Source organism: Actinosynnema sp. NPDC059797 (assembly GCF_042732085.1).
Classification (GTDB): domain Bacteria; phylum Actinomycetota; class Actinomycetes; order Mycobacteriales; family Pseudonocardiaceae; genus Actinosynnema.
In genome coordinates this window covers 14,017-29,799 of sequence record NZ_JBHWIE010000071.1, presented here as the reverse complement: position 1 = coordinate 29,799, position 15,783 = coordinate 14,017, and the positions used below count along the sequence as shown (strand labels likewise).

Below are 15,783 nucleotides of genomic sequence, written 5' to 3'. Positions count from 1 at the left end.
GTCCCGAGCCGACCTCCACGCCGCCGCGCACGAGGTCGGCGAGGGCCCGCACGTCCGCCTGGTCGGACAGCGGCGCCACCTCCCGCAGCACCGCGCGGGACCGGTGCGGCAGGCCGCGCCGCCAGTGGTCGGCGGCGGCGGACAGCAGCCGGCGGGCCCGGGTGTCGGGCGCGGTGGTGAGGGTGGCGGCGCGGCCGTGGTCGCGGGCGGCGGAGGCGAAGTCGCCGCGGGTCCGGGCCGCCGCGGCGGATGCGGCCAGCCGGTCGGCGTGGTCGTCGCGCGCCCCGGCCGCGAGCACCGCCTCGTGCCAGGTCCGGCGGGGTCCGGCGGGCAGCGCCTCGGCGAGCGCGACGTGGGCGGCGCAGCGGTCGGCCAGCGGCAGTTCGGCGAGCAGCGTCGCCCGCACCACCGGCCGGGGGTCCATGAGGGCGGCGGCCTCCTGCACGTCCGCGACCTCCAGGGCGGGCACGCGCACCAGGGCGTCCACGTCGACCTCGTCGTCCACCAGCGCCATCGCCAGGGCGCGGCGGGCGCCGGGGGTGAGCGCGTGGAGGCGGGCGCGCAGCCGGGCGCGCAGGGAACCGCCGGGCGGCAGCACGGCCGGCGGCGGTTCGACGCCGCCGAGCTGGGCGCTGGTGAGGGACCGCGCCAGCTCCACCAGGGCGAGCGGGTTGCCGCTCGCGGTGCGCGCCACGTCGTCGGCCGTCCCGGCGGGCAGGCCCGGCACCAGGTCGCGCAGCACGCGCACGCTCGTGGCGTGGTCCAGGGGCTCGACCTCGGCGGTGGGCAGGCCGGCCACCGGTTCCTCGGAGGCGATGAGCACGGCGACCGGTTCGCCCTCCAGCTCCGGCAGCGCGTCGAGCAGCCACCCCAGGTCGAGCCGGTGCGCGTCGTCCACGCACAGCAGGGCGCGCCGGGACGCCGGGGTGAAGTCGGCGGCGGCCCGCCGCGCCGCGCGCAGCAGCGACGTCTTGCCCGAACCCGCCTCGCCCCGCAGCACCAGCACCCCGGCGCGGCCCGACCTGGCGCGGTCGAGCACCGCGTCCACGGCGACGCGCTGCCGCTCCCGTCCCCGCAGCACGCGTCCAGTTCTGCCACACCCGGACCGGCGCCGCGACGGGTGCGGGCGGGTTGACAGTTGAGAACGGGCCGGTGCGGTTGCCGATGCCGGGCGCCGGCGGGTTGCGCCGCCCGCACCGCACGACCGGTGGGTGGTGCCGATGCCGCGCGGCGGTCGGCTGCGCCAGGGTCGTCGGTCGGCGCCCCCTGCGGCCGCCGACCCCGTGAACCCCTGCCCGAGCGAGGTGTACGACAGTGCGACTCCGCAGCACCACCCGCGCCGCCCTGGCGCTGGCCCTGGCCGCCGCCGCGGCCGCCCCGGTCCCGGCGCACGCGGCCCCCAACCCCCACCAGCGCGGCCCCGCGCCGACGACGGCGAGCGTGGAGGCGGCGCGCGGCCCGTTCGCCACGGCCTCCACGACCGTCGCGCGCGGTTCGGTGTCGGGCTTCGGCGGCGGCACCATCCACTACCCGACCAGCACCGCCGAGGGCGCGTTCGGCGGGGTGGCGATCTCGCCGGGGTTCACCGCCTCGCAGTCGGCGGTCGCCTGGCTGGGGCCGCGCCTGGCGTCCCAGGGCTTCGTGGTGATCACCATCGACACGAACTCGACCCTGGACCAGCCGGACAGCCGGGGCGCGCAGCTGCTCGCCGCCCTGGACTACCTGACCCGCACCAGCGCGGTGCGCACCCGCGTGGACGCCACGCGGCTGGCCGTGATGGGCCACTCCATGGGCGGCGGCGGCGCCCTGGCCGCGAGCCGCACCCGGCCCGCGCTCCAGGCGGCGATCCCGCTGACCCCGTGGCACGGCACCAAGTCGTGGTCGACGGTCCGCGTGCCCACGATGGTCATCGGCGCGGAGAACGACTCGGTCGCCCCGGTGTCCGCGCACGCCGAGCCGTTCTACACGAGCCTCGCCTCGGCGCCGGACAAGGCGTACCTGGAGCTGAACAACGCCTCGCACTCGGCGCCCACCTCGGCCAACACGACGGTGGCGAAGTACGGCATCTCCTGGTTGAAGCGGTTCGTGGACGACGACACCCGCTACGACCAGTTCCTGTGCCCGGCGCCGGCCCCGAGCAGCCTGATCGAGGAGTACCGGGCCACCTGCCCCCACTCCTAGGTCCGGCGGAGACCGCGGAGCGGGCCGAGCGGGGACCGCTCCGCCACCGACCCCGGGCCGGTGCGGCCCGGCCCGGGGTCACCCGACCAGCTCGTACTCCACGTCGCCGTGCTCGGCGCCCTCGGCGGGGTCGGGCCAGTCCGCGTGGAACGTCCGCACGTGCCGCAGCCCGACCTTCTCCAGCACCCGCCGCGACCCGGTGTTGACCGCCATCGCGGTCGCCACCACCTTCGTCAGCCCGGACGCGAAACCGTGCGCCACCAACGCCCTCGCGCCCTCGGTGGCGTAGCCGCGGCCCCACGAGCCGGGGTGCGGCCGGTACCCCAGCTCGGCCACGCCGTCGCCCGCGCGGCTCAGCTCGAACCAGCCGATGAACGCGCCCACCGCCTTGTCGTGCCCCGACTTCCCGCCCGCTGCCTTCTCGTGCGCTGCCTTCCCGCCCGCTGCCTTCTCGTGCGCCGCCCACCAGCCGCTGCCCTCGCCCACCACCCGGGGCAGCACCTCCCGCTCGACGCGCTCGCGCGGCACGGGCCTGCCGTCGTCGACGTACCGCATCACCAGCGGCTCGCCCAGCAGCCACACCAGCAGGTCCGCGTCGGACGCGGTGAACGGGCGCAGCACCAGCCGCTCGGTCTCCAGGACCACCCGTCAATTGTCCTTGGTGGCCAAGCGGATCGCGGCCAGCGACAACCCGATGAGCACGTAGCAGCCGGCCAGGGCCGTGCTGTGCCACAGCCCCTCGGTCGGCAGCGGGTCGCGCATCACGTCGCCCAGGTCGTCCCACGACGAGGTGATCAGGTACGGGTGCAGCCAGTCCAGCGCGGGGAACACGGTCAGCACCGCGAACACGATCACCCCGGCCATGGTCGCCGCCATCACCACCAGCGGGTGCTCGGTGCACGCCGAGATCGCCAGGGCGACCGCCGCGACACCCCACACCTGCACGGTGACCACCAGCACCGCCAGCGCGACGCGCCCGATGCCCTCGGCGAACGGCAGCGTGCTGCCCGACAGGGTCAGCAGCCCGTCGCCGCCGAACAGCACCACGCCGGTGACCGTGCCGACGACCGCGAGCAGGGTCACCGCGAACAGCGTCATCGCGGCCACGCCGAACGCCTTGATCGCCAGCAGCCGCATCCGCCCGACCGGGGCGACCATCAGGCCGCGCAGCGTGCCGTGCTGGGCCTCGCCCGCCAGCCCGTCCGCCGCCCAGATCGCGCCCACCAGCGGCAGCAGCAGCGGCAGCGCCAGGGTCAGCGTGAACACCGGCAGCACCAGGCCGTTGCCGGCGATGATCCCGGCCAGGCCGGGCGCCGACGAGCCGTCGTCGTCCATCTCGATCCACAGGCCGATGCCGGGCAGCACCGGCACCAGGCACAGCAGCGCCAGCCCGATCACCGTCCGCGGCCTGCGCAGGATCCACCGCAGCTCCGAGCGCAGCTGCCTGCCCAGCGGGGCGCGTGCCGCCACGACGGCGCTCATCGGGTGCCCTCCTCGATCGTGTCCACCGCGGACAGGTGGTGCTCGGCTTCCTCGGCCTCGGTGAGCCGCGCGAACAGGTCCTCCAGGCCCGTGCGGTGCCGGCGCGCCTCGTGCACCGCGACCCCCGCGCGCACCAGCGCCTCCAGCACCGCGGGCGCGGACGTGCCGATCAGCTCCACCCGCACGCCCCCGTCGTCGTCCGCGGTGAAGGGGCGCGCCGAGATCCGGCTCGCGCGCAGCGCCGTCAGCGCCTGCTCCACGTCCGGCGTGGTGACCAGCAGCGAGCTGCTGTCGGCCTGGAGCAGCTCGGCCAGCCCGCCCTGCGCGACCACCGTGCCCCGGTGCAGCACGGCCACGTGCGTGCAGGTCGCCTCGATCTCGCTGAGCAGGTGCGACGACACCAGCACCGTGCTGCCCGCCCCGTGCAGGTCGGCGATCACGCGGCGCACCTCGCGGGTGCCCGCCGGGTCGAGGCCGTTGGTCGGCTCGTCCAGCACGATCAGCCTGCGCGGCACCAGCAGCGCCGCGGCCAGGCCCAGCCGCTGCTTCATGCCCAGCGAGTACCCCCGGTAGCGGCGGTGCGCGGCGGCGGCCAGCCCGACCCGCTCCAGCGCGTCCTCCACCGCCTGCCGGATCGAACCGGTGGCCAGCAGCGGCTCGAACGCCGCCGCCCGCCGCAGGTTCTCCCGCCCCGACAGGAACGGGTGGAACCCCGGACCCTCGACCAGCGCGCCCACGTGCGGAAGCGCGTCGCCCGCGCCGTCGGGCAGGGCCTTGCCCAGCAGCTCGACCTCCCCCTCGGTCGGCCGCACCAGCCCGAGCAGCATCCGGATCGTGGTGGTCTTGCCCGACCCGTTCGGGCCGAGCATCCCCAGCACCGCGCCCTCCGGCACGTCCAGGTCCACCCGGTCCACCGCGACCGTCCGCCCGTACACCTTGCGCAGTCCCCGCGTCCGGGCGGCGAGGACCGGGGTGGAGCCGGTGCCGACCGGCTCCACCCGCGCGCTGGTCGAGGCGGTCACTTCACCTGGCCGATCGCCTCGACCAGCACCTGCTCCGGCACCGCGCCGACGGCCACGCGGCCGTCGTCGGCGATCAGCACGCCGCCGACCCGGGCGGTGACCAGCGTGCCCGACCCCCACGGGCCGCTGACCTGCTTGCCGAGCTGCCGCAGCAGGCCCTGCACGTCGACGCCCTCCTCGCCGCGGCGGCCCTCCCACTCGCCGCCGTCACCGGTCGGCCGCGGCTCGAGGTCCGCCAGGGCGTCCGCCGGCACGCGCGCGACCAGCACGGCGTCCCAGCCCTCGCCGACCACCTGCGGGTTCGCCTCGGCCAGCAGCCGCTCCGCGGCCGTCCGGTCCTCCTCGGACAGGTCCTGCGGCCGGACCTCGCTCACCTCGGCCCCGGCGGGCGGGGTGAAGGCGAACAGCGCCGGGTCCTGCGGGCCGACGTTCAGCTCGGAGAACCCGACCTGGGCGGCGGGCGCGTTCGTGCCGTTGGTCAGCACGGACACCCGCAGCGGGGCGCGCAGCTCCGCGTCGACCGCCACCCGCACCTCCCGCAGCACGGTCCGCTCGGTCGGCTTCGGCGTCAGCACCAGCTCGTAGGCGGCCCGGCCGGCCACCCGCGCGGTGCCGTCGACGGTGACGTCGCTGAACTCCTGGACGCGGGTCACCACCTCGCGGGCCAGCGTCACCGGGTCGCTCGGCGCGCCCTCCACGTGCCCCCGCTCCGCCGCGGCGTCGCGGGGCACCTTCCGGACGGTCTGCTCGGCCGAGTCCCACAGCCACGACGTGCGCCCGTCGTCGACGAAGGTCTTCTCCGACTCGCCCGCCGGGAGCTGGACCCGCACCTTGCCGGTGCCGTCGGTCCACATCCGCAGCGAGCTGGCGCCGTCGGACAGCTGCGGCATCCCCGCCAGGGCCGGGACGCCCAGGTCGTTGTTCACCTCGACGCTGCCGCCGAACGCGGCGGGCTTCGCCGTGATCACCGACTCGACGAGGGACTCGGCGGTCACGTCGGGCAGCACCGGCGCCGGGCCCGCGCCGGCGGGCATCGCCAGCACCCCCAGCCCGGTGACCCCGGCGACCACCCCGGCCGCCGCCACGGCCACCGTCACCCTTCTCCGGTTCATGAACCCCTCCTCCTCGGCGTCGGGCAGCCCCTTGCGAACCCGACGGCACCGACCCTCCCGCGCTCGTCCTGAGATCGGGCTGAGAGGCTGAGAGAGCACTGAGAGCCCACCACGATGGTCCCACTGACCGGGCATGCTGTGTGGCGTGAGACCACGGGTGCTGGTAGTGGACGACGAGGTGGGAGTCCGGCGGGCGCTGGAGCGCGGCCTGTCCGCCGAGGGCATGGAGGTGGTCACCGCCGCCGACGGGCCCAACGCCCTGCGCGTGGCGCTGACCGGCGCGTTCGACGTGGTGCTGCTGGACATCATGCTGCCCGGCCTGTCCGGCTACCGGGTGCTCCAGCGGATGCGCGCCGAGGGCGTGCGCACCCCCGTGCTCATGGTGTCGGCCAAGGACGGCGAGGTCGACCAGGCCGACGGCCTCGACCTCGGCGCGGACGGCTACCTGGTCAAACCGTTCTCGTTCGTGGTGCTCGTCGCCCAGGTCAGGGCCCTGCTGCGGCGCAACACGGCCGACCTGTCGCGGCGCCGGCTCAAGCTCGGCGACCTGGTGGTGGACCGGTCGGCGCGCGAGGTCAGCTGGGCGGGCGAGCCGGTGCAGCTCTCACCCCGCGAGTACGCGGTCCTCGACGTGCTCGCCGGCCGCGCCGGGTCCGTGGTCACCAAGGACGAGCTGCTGCGCAGCGTGTGGGGCGACGAGCAGGCCGCCACCCGCAACGCCGTGGAGGTCTACGTCGGCTACCTGCGGCGCAAGCTGGAGGCGATGGGCGCGGGCGAGGTCGTGCGCACCGTGCGCGGGCACGGCTACCTGGCGTCCACGCCCGACCTCGACGCGGCCCTGGGCTCGGCCAGGCGCAGGTGAACCCGCGCCGCTGGTGGCTGCGGCGCACGCTGCGGTTCCGCATCACGGTCGTGGCGACCGGCGTGGCGCTGATGTGCCTGCTCGGGTTCACCCTCCTCGCCCCGCGCCTGATCGGGCTGGTGCAGGTCAGCGCTGTGGACGCGGAGCTGTGGCGGTCCGGCGCGGTGCGCGTGCTCGACACCGCGGGCGCGCCCCTGGACGGCGGGCCGCCCACCGACCTCACCGCCGCCGAGGTCCGGGCGCTCAAGTCGGGTGAGCCGGTGCTGCGGCTGGACGGCGACAGCGCCCACCGGTGGACCGGGCGGGTCGTGTTCGACGCCGACGGCACACCCCGGCTGCACGTCGCCGGCGACACCCTCCTCGGCTACCAGGGGGCCAACCGGCTGGGCACCCGCTGGCTGCTGGTGGCGGCCGTCCTGGTGGCGGGGCTCGTGGGCATCGCGACGTGGCTGGCCGTGCGGTCGTCGCTGCGGCCGGTGGAGCGGATGCGCGCGGCCGCGGCCGAACTGCCGCGCGGCAGGCGCCTGCCCGTGCCCGCCGCCCGCGACGAGCTGCAGGCGCTCGCCGTGGCGCTGAACGCGCTGCTGGCGCGCCGCGACGAGGCCACCGAGCGGCTGCGGCGGTTCACCGGCGACGCCGCCCACGAGCTGCGGTCGCCGGTGACGTCGGTGCGGGCCCAGGCCGAGGTGGCGGTCGCGCACCCCGACCCCGACTTCTCCATCGAGGTGCTGGAGTCCGTGGTCGAGGAGTCCCAGCGGCTGTCCGCCCTGGTCGACGCGCTGCTCATCCTCGCCCGCGCCGACACCGGCGAACTGCCCCGCGCCGAACCCGTCGACCTGGTGCTCCAGGTCCAGGCGGCCGTGGAGCGGCTGGACACCGACCTGATCGTGCAGGTCGCCGCCCCGATGAGCGCGTGCCTGGTCCCGGCCGCCCGCGCCGAGGTCGAGCTGGTCGTGGACAACCTGCTGCGCAACGCCGCCCGCCACGCGCGCACGTTCATCCGGATCTCGGTGCTGCCCGCCGCCCGCCAGGTGCGCCTCGTGGTCGACGACGACGGCCACGGCATCCCCGAGGAGCACCGCGAGAAGGTGTTCGACCGCTTCTACCGCGTCGAGAGCGACCGGGGCCGCGCCACCGGCGGCTTCGGCCTGGGCCTGGCCCTGGTCGCGCACCTGGTGCGGCGGCGGCGCGGGACCGTGCGGGCGACGGAGTCACCCGAGGGCGGCGCCCGCCTGGAAGTGCGCTGGCCCAGCTACCGCTGACCGCCCGGAGGAATTCCCCCGGGCGGTTTCCCAGAATTCAACCGGCACTATTTTCGGCCGATGTCAGGAACAGCGGACGAGCCGACCCTCGGAGGCGTCGAAAACGCACGCGATGTAGACCAGCGTGCTGTCCTCGTAGTAGTTCTTGTTGCACACGCCCCACGTGCCGTTGCCCAAACCGTTCCGGCAGATGCCCGACCGGTACAGCGAGCCGTTCCGGTAGTTGTCCCACCGGGCCTCGGCCGACGCGCTGTCGGCCGCGGTGTCCCGGACCCACCACTTGTCACCGTCGGCCTCGAAGCACGCCCGCGCCCCGGTGACCGACACGCAGGGCAAACCCGCCGGCGGCGTGCCCGCCACGGCCTCGTTGAACTCGACCGCGGCCACCGAGACACCGTCCCGGGTCCCGCCGGACCACCCGCCCGCGACCCCTTCCGCCGACGCGGACGGCGCGAGCGCGCACAGCAGCGCCACCACGGCGCCAACGACCGCGAAACGCATTCTCCCCATATTTCTTCCCCCTTTTTCCGCCGGTTCCCGCCCCGCCCCCCGGCAGAGCCTCGTGAGAACCGCGAAACGACCGTATCAGAAACTCCCGGCCCTCCCGCGTGGTCCATTCGGAGGTTCTGCCTGGTTCCGCCGGACAGGCACCGGCTATTCCACGTCCCCGCGCACCCCGACCCGGCGTCACCGGGCCGCGCCACCCCGGGGTGGCAGGATGCCGCAGTGCCCGAGCTGAGGAACACCACCCTGGTCGACGCGCCCCTGCGCACCGTCGCCGCCGCGCTGCTGGACGGCCTCCTGCTGGCCCGCGCGGTCCGGGGTCTCGGCGTGCGGATCTCCGGCGAACCCGTGCTCTACCAGGGCGCCTCGTTCACCGGCTCGGTCGGCCCGGTCACCGGCGTGCTGGTCGTCACCCGCGCAGACACCACGGGCGTCTCGGCCGAGCTGGTGGGCGGCCCCCTGCCGTCGCTGAGCCTGACCACCGACCTCCTGCGCACGGGCGGCGGCACGATGGTCGTCGACTCGGTCGAGTGGACCAGCCCCGGAGGCCCGGTGGGCCGCCTCGCGGACGTGGTGGTGGGCCGCGGCCTGGCCCTGAAAGTCCTGCAGGCCCGCGCCCGCGCGATCTCCCGGCGCTCCGTCGAACTCCTCGACGCCCGCGTGGTGGTCGGCGCGGCCATCATCCGCGACGGCCTCCTCCTGGCCCAGCAGCGCGCCTACCCGCCGGACGCCGCCGGCCGCTGGGAACTCCCCGGCGGCCGCGTCGAACCCGGCGAGACCGACGAGGCCGCCCTGATCCGCGAGTGCCGCGAGGAGCTGGACATCACCATCACCCCGGGCCCCGCCCTCGAACCGGACGTCCCCCTGCGCCCGGACCTCCTCCTCCGCGCCTACACCGCCAACCTGGACACGGGCACCCCCACCCCCGCCGACCACCAGGCCGTCCGCTGGATCACCCCCACCGAACTGCCCACCCTCGACTGGCTCCCAGCCGACCGCGCCCTACTCCCCTCCCTGTCACGCGTCCTCCACTAACCCCCGCGTGTCCTCCACTCAGACATCGCGTGTCCTCCACTCGGACACCGCGAGTCGTACGTTCAGACCCGCCGTGTCGTACGTTCCGGACCTCCGAGTTCACCGTTCGAGATCCGCTTCCGGACCCATCCGCCGATCCCGAACGGTGAACTCACCGGTCCTGGACGTACGACTCGCGATGTCTGAGCGGAGGACACGCGCGGGCTGAGTGGAGGACACGCGGGGGAGGGCTTCAGCCGAGGCCGGTGACGCGCAGGGCGGCGTCCAAGCGGTGGCGGCAGCGGTCACGGGTGCGCTCGGCGCCGTGGGCGCGGACGCGGTCCAGCTCGGCCGGGTCGTCCAGCAGTTGCCGGGTCCGCTCCCGCACCGGCCTCAGCTCCTCCACCACCGCCTCGGCCGTCGCCTCCTTCAGCTCGTGGTAGGTCGCGAAGCCGTCGGCCAGGTCCTTCGGCTCCTTGCCCGTGCACGCGGCCAGCACCTCCAGCAGGTTCGCCACCCCCGGCTGCTCCTCGGGCGCGTACCGCACCTGCGCCAACTCGTCCGTCACGGCCCGCCGGATCTTGCGCCGCACCAGGTCGGGCGGGTCCAGCACGAACACCGTGCCCGCCGCGTCCTTCGCCGACTTGTCCATCTTGCGGCTCGGGTCGGCCAGGTCGCGGACCCGGGCGGCGGTCGGCGGCACCACCGCGCGCGGCACCACGAACACCTCGCCGTACGTGCCGTTGAACCGCCGCGCCAACGCCCGCGCCAACTCCACGTGCTGCCGCTGGTCGTCACCCACCGGCACCTCGTGCGCGCCCTGGAGCAGGATGTCCGCCGCCATCAGCACCGGGTAGGTGAGCAGGCTCAACCGCACCGACGGCCGCCCCACCGACTTCTCCTTGAACTGCACCATCCGCGCCGCCTCGCCGTACGTGCAGGTGCACTCCAGCACCCACGTCAGCGCGCCCAGCTCGCGGACCAGGTCCGACTGCACCGACACCGACCTCGGGTCGACACCGGCGGCGATCAGCACCGCCAGCTGCTCCCGGGCCAGCGCCCGCAGCCGGGACGGGTTGTGCGAGGTCGTCATCGCGTGCAGGTCGCTGATGAAGTAGACGTCGTCCTCACCGCCGTCGACGGCCCACTGCCGCACGGCGCCGAGGTAGTTGCCCAGCTGGACCGGGCCGGACGGGGTGATCGCGGACAGCCTGACCATGGTGGATCCCTTCGGGGTGGGCCCGCCGCGACCGGACCCCCCGAACAACGCGAAGGCCGCCTCGACGGGCGGCCTGCGTTCGTTGACGCGCAGTGCTAGGGCCGCCGGAAGGCGGGCCACCAGGACACGTGAAGTGCGCGCATGACCCCAGATGGTAGCGGGTCGCGGCGCCGCGACCCAGACCCCGCGACGCGGATCCCGTAACACGAACGGGTCAAGCGGCCTTCTTCCCCGACTTCTTCTTCTTGGCCTTCAGCAGGGCCACGACCGGGCAGCCCTTGCAGCGCGGCGTAGACCGGCAGCACTTCTTCTTCACCTTGCCCTTGCCCACGTGACGCGCTCCACTCATCCAGGTGTCCCCAGGGTAGGTGAGGCTGACCTCACCTGCGGTCCCCGTGTGGTAATGACAGCCCGCCCGGTAGACTGCTTGTGGCTGCGTGCGTGCTCCAGTCCCGGCGCCCGGCCCTCCCTCGAAACAGCTCTAGGAGTTCCGCGTGCCCACGGCCACCGCGTCGATCAAGGAAACGCTGGTCCGCAACGACCTGCGCAACGTCGCGATCGTCGCGCACGTTGACCACGGCAAGACCACCCTGGTCGACGCCATGCTCCGCCAGTCCGGCGCCTTCTCCGAGCGGGCCGAGCCCGTCGACCGGGTGATGGACTCCGGTGAGCTGGAGCGCGAGAAGGGGATCACGATCCTCGCCAAGAACACCGCCGTCCGCCGCCACACGCCCGACGGCGTGATCACCATCAACGTGGTGGACACCCCCGGCCACGCCGACTTCGGCGGCGAGGTCGAACGCGGCCTGTCCATGGTCGACGGCGTGGTCCTGCTGGTCGACGCCTCCGAGGGCCCGCTGCCGCAGACCCGGTTCGTGCTGCGCAAGACCCTCGCCGCCGGCCTGCCGGTCATCCTCGTGGTCAACAAGGTCGACCGCCCCGACGCCCGCATCTCCGAGGTCGTCGAAGAGGCCCACGACCTGCTGCTCGACCTCGCCACCGAGGTCGGCGCCGACGACTCCGTGCTCGACCTCCCGGTCGTCTACGCCTCCGCCCGCGCCGGCCGCGCCTCCCTCAACCAGCCCGAGGACGGCGGCCTGCCCGACGAGGAGAACCTCGACTCGCTGTTCGAGGTGCTCCTCAACCACATCCCCGCCCCGACCGGCGACGCGGACGCGCCGCTCCGCGCCCTGGTCACCAACCTCGACGCGTCCACGTTCCTCGGCCGCATCGCGCTGTGCCGCATCGCCGCCGGCCGCATCCGCAAGGGCGAGACCGTCGCCTGGTGCCGCGAGGACGGGTCCACGCAGAAGGTCAAGATCACCGAGCTGCTGATCACCGAGGCCCTCGAGCGGGTGCCCGCCGAGGAGGCGCGCGCCGGCGACCTGGTCGCGATCGCGGGCATCCCGGACATCACCATCGGCGACACGCTGGCCGACGTCGACAACCCCGAGCCGCTGCCGCGGATCACCGTCGACGAGCCCGCCATCTCCATGACGATCGGCGTCAACACCGGCCCGCTCGCCGGCCGCGGCGGCGGCACCAAGCTCACCGCGCGCCTGGTCAAGGCCCGGCTCGACGCCGAGCTCGTCGGCAACGTGTCGGTGCGCGTGCTGCCCACCGAGCGGCCCGACACCTGGGAGGTCCAGGGCCGCGGCGAGCTGGCGCTGGCCATCCTCGTCGAGCAGATGCGGCGCGAGGGCTTCGAGCTCACCGTCGGCAAGCCGCAGGTCGTCACCAAGACCGTCGACGGCAAGCTGCACGAGCCGTTCGAGCGGCTGACCATCGACGCGCCCGAGGAGCACCTCGGCGCCATCACCCAGCTGCTGGCCAACCGCAAGGGCCGGATGGAGAACATGTCCGGCCACGGCACCGGCCGGATCAAGCTGGACTACGTCGTGCCGTCGCGCGGCCTGATCGGCTTCCGCACCGAGTTCCTGACCGAGACCCGGGGCACCGGCATCGCCAACGCGGTCGCCGAGGGCTACGGCCCGTGGGCCGGCGAGATCCGCACCAGGCACAACGGCTCGCTGGTCGCCGACCGCGCGGGCTCGGTCACCGCGTACGCGATGATCCAGCTGGCCGACCGGGGCACGTTCTTCGTCGAGCCGGGCGCCGACACGTACGAGGGAATGGTCGTCGGCGAGAACCCGCGCGCGGAGGACCTGGACGTCAACGTGTGCCGCGAGAAGAAGCTGACGAACATGCGCACCTCGACGGCCGACGTGATGGAGACCCTGGCGCGGCCGCGCAAGTTGTCGCTGGAAGAGGCGCTGGAGTTCTGCGCGGCGGACGAGTGCGTCGAGGTCGCGCCGGAGGTCGTGCGGGTGCGGAAGGTGATCCTCGACGCGAACCAGCGGGGCCGCGAGCGGAACCGCGCCAAGCTGCGCGGCTGACGCCGCCTTCTCCTTATATATAGGGTGCGCTGACGGGCACCCCGGGGCAGCCCCGGGGTGCCCGTTGCTTGTGGGGCACACGATCGGGTGGTCATCGGCCCTGGCATGTACGAAAACCGGGAGTTCGGCATCGGTTAAAACATGAGGAAGCCGCCCAACCCCGGACCCCCGACTTCCGGACCCCCGACCACCCCCGCAGACCGACCCCGTCAGGTCACAGCCCACCCCGCCGGCCCAGGAGCCTCGGCCCCAGCCACTCCGCCGCACCCCATCGCACCTGCGTCCGCCATCCCCGCCGCGTCCGCGCCGGCCACACGCCGGTCATGCGCACCACGCCCGCGCCCGCGCCGGTCACGCGCGTCACGCCGCGTCCCGTGCCCGCGCACGTACCCGGCCAACCGCTCGGTCGGGATGGGCTGGTTGCGGGGGCTGGCGCTGGGGACTGCGCGTGCGGCTTGAGCTGGGTGGGGCGGGGTGCGGGTGGAGCGCGGTGCGGGTGGGGTGTGACGCGAGTGCGGTGCGGTGAGTGTGGTGCGCGGAGCCAGGCCGGGCCGGGCTGGGCTGGGCCGAGCCGAGCCCAGCCGAGCCGGGCTGGAGCTGGGGCCGGGCCGGAGCTGGAGCTGAGGCCGGACTGGACTGGGCTGAGCTGGAGCTGGAGCTGGAGCCGGGGCCCGGGCCCGGGCCCGGGCCTGTGAGTTCATGAGGGTGTGAGGCAGCTCACGGACTGGTGAAGGTGGGGCGGGGCCTCTGCGGTCGGCTGCCGCGGGCATCTGGCACGCTCGTCGTCATGGGCAAGCGATCGGTTCCGGCGGTGTTGGCTGCGGTTTTGCTGTTGGCCGCTTGCACGGCCACCCCGCCACCGCCGCTGGTGCCCTCGACACCGGGCATGACGGTCGTGCCCAAGGAGAAGCAGAACGAGCTGGTGGTCGGGGTCGACGACGTCACGGGCGGGTACAACCCGCACACGCTCGCGGCCCAGTCGACGATCACCACGGCGCTGTCCTCGCTGCTCCTGCCCTCCACCTTCCGCACGGACGCGGACGGCAGCCCGCGGATCGACCTGGACCTGCTGGTCAGCGCCGAGGTCACCAACGCCGACCCGTACACCGTCACCTACACCCTCCGCCGGGACGCGAGCTGGTCCGACTCCGCTCCCATCGCGGCCGAGGACTTCGTCTACCTCTGGCAGCGCATGCGCGAGGAGCCCGGGGTCATCAACCCCGCCGGGTACCGCCTGATCGACGACATCACCAGCCGCGAGGGGGGCAAGGTGGTCGAGGTGGTGTTCAGCGAGCCCTACCCCGGCTGGCGGAGCCTCTTCCACGACCTGCTGCCGGCCCACCTGCTCAAGGACGCGCCCGGCGGCTGGGGGGCCGCGCTCGCCGACAGCTTCCCGGCGACCGGGGGGCCGTTCGCGGTGCGGAACCTCGACCAGCCCCGCGGGGAGATCATCCTCGAGCGCAACGACCGCTACTGGGAGCAGCCGCCGGCGCTCGATCGGCTGGTCCTCCGTCGGGCGAGCCAGGGGGACGTCGTCGAGGCGCTCGACACCAGCGACAACCACGTCGCCCTCATCCGCGCCGACGCCATCGCGCTGCGGGACGTCGATGAGTTGGCCAAGGCCAAGCCCGTCACGGTGACGACCGTGCCCCGACCGGAGGTCGTCACGGTCCTGTTCCGGCCCGCCGCCCCCCAGATGGGTGATGTCCGGGTTCGGACGGCGATCTCGAACACCCTCGATCGCGACGAGCTGATCGCCCTCGGCACCCGCAGCGGGCCGAGCGCGCACCTCCGCGCCGATGCCCAGGTAACACCGCCGTCAAAGTCCGGTTACACGGCGACCATGCCGGCCAAGAGCGGAGACCCCGCGCAACTGCTCACCGAGGCGGGTTACACCCGCACGGATGGTCACTGGGGTCGGGATGGCAAGCGGTTGGAGTTGACCATCGCCGCGCCCGCCGGGATCGAGCCCTACGTGGCCGTCGCCAACGAGGTCCAACGTCAACTGTCATTGTCCGGAATCGGTGCCCGCGTCCTGACAACGCAGCCCAATGAGTTGTTCGCCCGAGATCTGGGCCTTACGGACGGCCCTGACAACGCTGTCGACATTGCCGTCGTGCCCCGGCTGGACACGGGTGATTCGGCGGCCGTTCTGGCTTCCTCATTCGGGTGCACGACGTCACCGGAGGACGGAGGTGCACCCATTCCGGGGAATCTCTCGGGTTTCTGCGACCAGTCGGTCCAGCCGGTGATCGAGCAGGCCCTGTCGGGGGAGGTGCTGCTGTCCGAGGCCCTCGCCGCGGTCGAGCCGGTGCTCTGGCAGCAGGCCGTCTCGATGCCGTTGTTCCAGGTAGCGGACCTGCTGGTGGTCCTGCCGGAGGCCCGTGAGGTCACCGCGGGCGCCCCGTTCGCCGGCCCCTTCAGCACCGCGTCGTCCTGGCGCCTGGAAGGCCGTTGACCGTTGACCCGTACGAAACACTGGCTTCAAGATGCGTTCGCGGTGCAGTATTGACAGTATTCCTGGCGACCGGTTAACGAACGCTCCCGCCCGTAACGACGGAGTCGCTTGCTGCGACCAACGTGTCACCCTTTGGTCACGATCGGCCGATGGGCAGTGACCGTGCGGCGCACGGGTTCTTATCGTGCTGCAACGGTGTGTCGGTTCGGGGCGTGTTTGGCACATCACGGTTATGGGTGGAAGCAGACTCAAACGGTCGCTCCAACCCGGT

General features: G+C 73.9%; 14 protein-coding genes. 6 read left to right on the top strand and 8 right to left on the bottom strand.

The annotated features are described in order from the left end of the window. Positions 1-1,081: ATP-binding protein (locus ACFV4N_RS18935; RefSeq protein WP_499673842.1), on the bottom strand; the 1,081-nt coding region annotated here is incomplete at its 3' end. Between the two features lie 233 nt (positions 1,082-1,314). On the opposite strand from ACFV4N_RS18935, the gene ACFV4N_RS18930 reads away from it, so the two are divergent. Beyond that, on the top strand, positions 1,315-2,181 hold the full coding sequence (locus tag ACFV4N_RS18930; RefSeq protein ID WP_499673841.1) for an alpha/beta hydrolase family protein: 867 nt from the start codon (positions 1,315-1,317) through the stop codon (positions 2,179-2,181). 78 nt (positions 2,182-2,259) lie between these two features. Here ACFV4N_RS18930 and ACFV4N_RS18925 read toward each other — a convergent pair whose 3' ends face one another. Genes ACFV4N_RS18925 through ACFV4N_RS18910 form a run of 4 tightly spaced genes read right to left on the bottom strand, consistent with a single transcriptional unit; the run spans position 2,260 to position 5,797 of the window. Further along, positions 2,260-2,826, bottom strand: coding sequence for a GNAT family N-acetyltransferase (locus tag ACFV4N_RS18925; RefSeq protein ID WP_499673840.1), 567 nt, complete (start codon positions 2,824-2,826; stop codon positions 2,260-2,262). A 3-nt stretch (positions 2,827-2,829) separates the two neighbouring features. Continuing rightward, on the bottom strand, positions 2,830-3,663 hold the full coding sequence (locus ACFV4N_RS18920; protein ID WP_499673839.1) for an ABC transporter permease: 834 nt from the start codon (positions 3,661-3,663) through the stop codon (positions 2,830-2,832). Continuing rightward, a complete protein-coding gene (locus ACFV4N_RS18915; protein WP_499673838.1) occupies positions 3,660-4,685 on the bottom strand; it encodes an ABC transporter ATP-binding protein in 1,026 nt (341 codons plus the stop codon). Before ACFV4N_RS18915 ends, ACFV4N_RS18920 begins: the two co-directional genes overlap by 4 nt. Continuing rightward, a complete protein-coding gene (locus ACFV4N_RS18910; protein WP_499673837.1) occupies positions 4,682-5,797 on the bottom strand; it encodes a sigma-E factor regulatory protein RseB domain-containing protein in 1,116 nt (371 codons plus the stop codon). The genes ACFV4N_RS18915 and ACFV4N_RS18910 overlap by 4 nt, the downstream gene beginning before the upstream one ends. 133 nt (positions 5,798-5,930) lie before the next feature. Here ACFV4N_RS18910 and ACFV4N_RS18905 point away from each other — a divergent pair, with 133 nt between their 5' ends. Then, positions 5,931-6,659, top strand: coding sequence for a response regulator transcription factor (locus ACFV4N_RS18905; RefSeq protein WP_499673836.1), 729 nt, complete (start codon positions 5,931-5,933; stop codon positions 6,657-6,659). Further along, on the top strand, positions 6,656-7,921 hold the full coding sequence (locus ACFV4N_RS18900) for a sensor histidine kinase (protein WP_499673835.1): 1,266 nt from the start codon (positions 6,656-6,658) through the stop codon (positions 7,919-7,921). The genes ACFV4N_RS18905 and ACFV4N_RS18900 overlap by 4 nt, the downstream gene beginning before the upstream one ends. Positions 7,922-7,984: 63 nt before the next feature. On the opposite strand, the gene ACFV4N_RS18895 is transcribed toward ACFV4N_RS18900, so the two are convergent. Then, complete coding sequence (locus ACFV4N_RS18895) at positions 7,985-8,422, bottom strand: hypothetical protein (protein ID WP_499673834.1); 438 nt, start codon at positions 8,420-8,422, stop codon at positions 7,985-7,987. Between the two features lie 225 nt (positions 8,423-8,647). On the opposite strand from ACFV4N_RS18895, the gene ACFV4N_RS18890 reads away from it, so the two are divergent. Then, positions 8,648-9,460 (top strand): NUDIX domain-containing protein, encoded by an 813-nt coding sequence (locus ACFV4N_RS18890; protein WP_499673833.1) that lies wholly within the window; start codon positions 8,648-8,650, stop codon positions 9,458-9,460. Between the two features lie 232 nt (positions 9,461-9,692). Here the strand turns inward: ACFV4N_RS18890 and trpS are convergent, their stop codons facing one another. Together trpS and ACFV4N_RS18880 are read right to left on the bottom strand one after the other, a co-directional pair. Further along, on the bottom strand, positions 9,693-10,658 hold the full coding sequence (trpS, locus tag ACFV4N_RS18885; RefSeq protein ID WP_499673832.1) for a tryptophan--tRNA ligase: 966 nt from the start codon (positions 10,656-10,658) through the stop codon (positions 9,693-9,695). 214 nt (positions 10,659-10,872) lie between these two features. Further along, positions 10,873-11,007, bottom strand: coding sequence for a hypothetical protein (locus ACFV4N_RS18880; RefSeq protein ID WP_499673831.1), 135 nt, complete (start codon positions 11,005-11,007; stop codon positions 10,873-10,875). A gap of 145 nt (positions 11,008-11,152) precedes the next feature. Between ACFV4N_RS18880 and typA the strand changes: the two genes are divergently transcribed. Then, positions 11,153-13,054 (top strand): translational GTPase TypA, encoded by a 1,902-nt coding sequence (gene typA, locus ACFV4N_RS18875; protein WP_499673830.1) that lies wholly within the window; start codon positions 11,153-11,155, stop codon positions 13,052-13,054. 787 nt (positions 13,055-13,841) lie between these two features. After that, positions 13,842-15,512 (top strand): ABC transporter family substrate-binding protein, encoded by a 1,671-nt coding sequence (locus ACFV4N_RS18870; protein WP_499673829.1) that lies wholly within the window; start codon positions 13,842-13,844, stop codon positions 15,510-15,512. The last annotated feature ends 271 nt before the right edge of the window (positions 15,513-15,783 follow it).

Excerpts from the sequence above, each read along its gene's own strand:
- ACFV4N_RS18920 (WP_499673839.1), bottom strand. The coding sequence starts at position 3,663 with ATGAGCGCCGTCGTGGCGGCACGCGCCCCGCTGGGCAGGCAGCTGCGC.
- ACFV4N_RS18910 (WP_499673837.1), bottom strand. The coding sequence starts at position 5,797 with ATGAACCGGAGAAGGGTGACGGTGGCCGTGGCGGCGGCCGGGGTGGTC.
- ACFV4N_RS18905 (WP_499673836.1), top strand. The coding sequence starts at position 5,931 with ATGCTGTGTGGCGTGAGACCACGGGTGCTGGTAGTGGACGACGAGGTG.
- ACFV4N_RS18895 (WP_499673834.1), bottom strand. The coding sequence starts at position 8,422 with ATGCGTTTCGCGGTCGTTGGCGCCGTGGTGGCGCTGCTGTGCGCGCTC.
- trpS (WP_499673832.1), bottom strand. The coding sequence starts at position 10,658 with ATGGTCAGGCTGTCCGCGATCACCCCGTCCGGCCCGGTCCAGCTGGGC.
- ACFV4N_RS18880 (WP_499673831.1), bottom strand. The coding sequence starts at position 11,007 with ATGAGTGGAGCGCGTCACGTGGGCAAGGGCAAGGTGAAGAAGAAGTGC.
- ACFV4N_RS18870 (WP_499673829.1), top strand. The coding sequence starts at position 13,842 with ATGGGCAAGCGATCGGTTCCGGCGGTGTTGGCTGCGGTTTTGCTGTTG.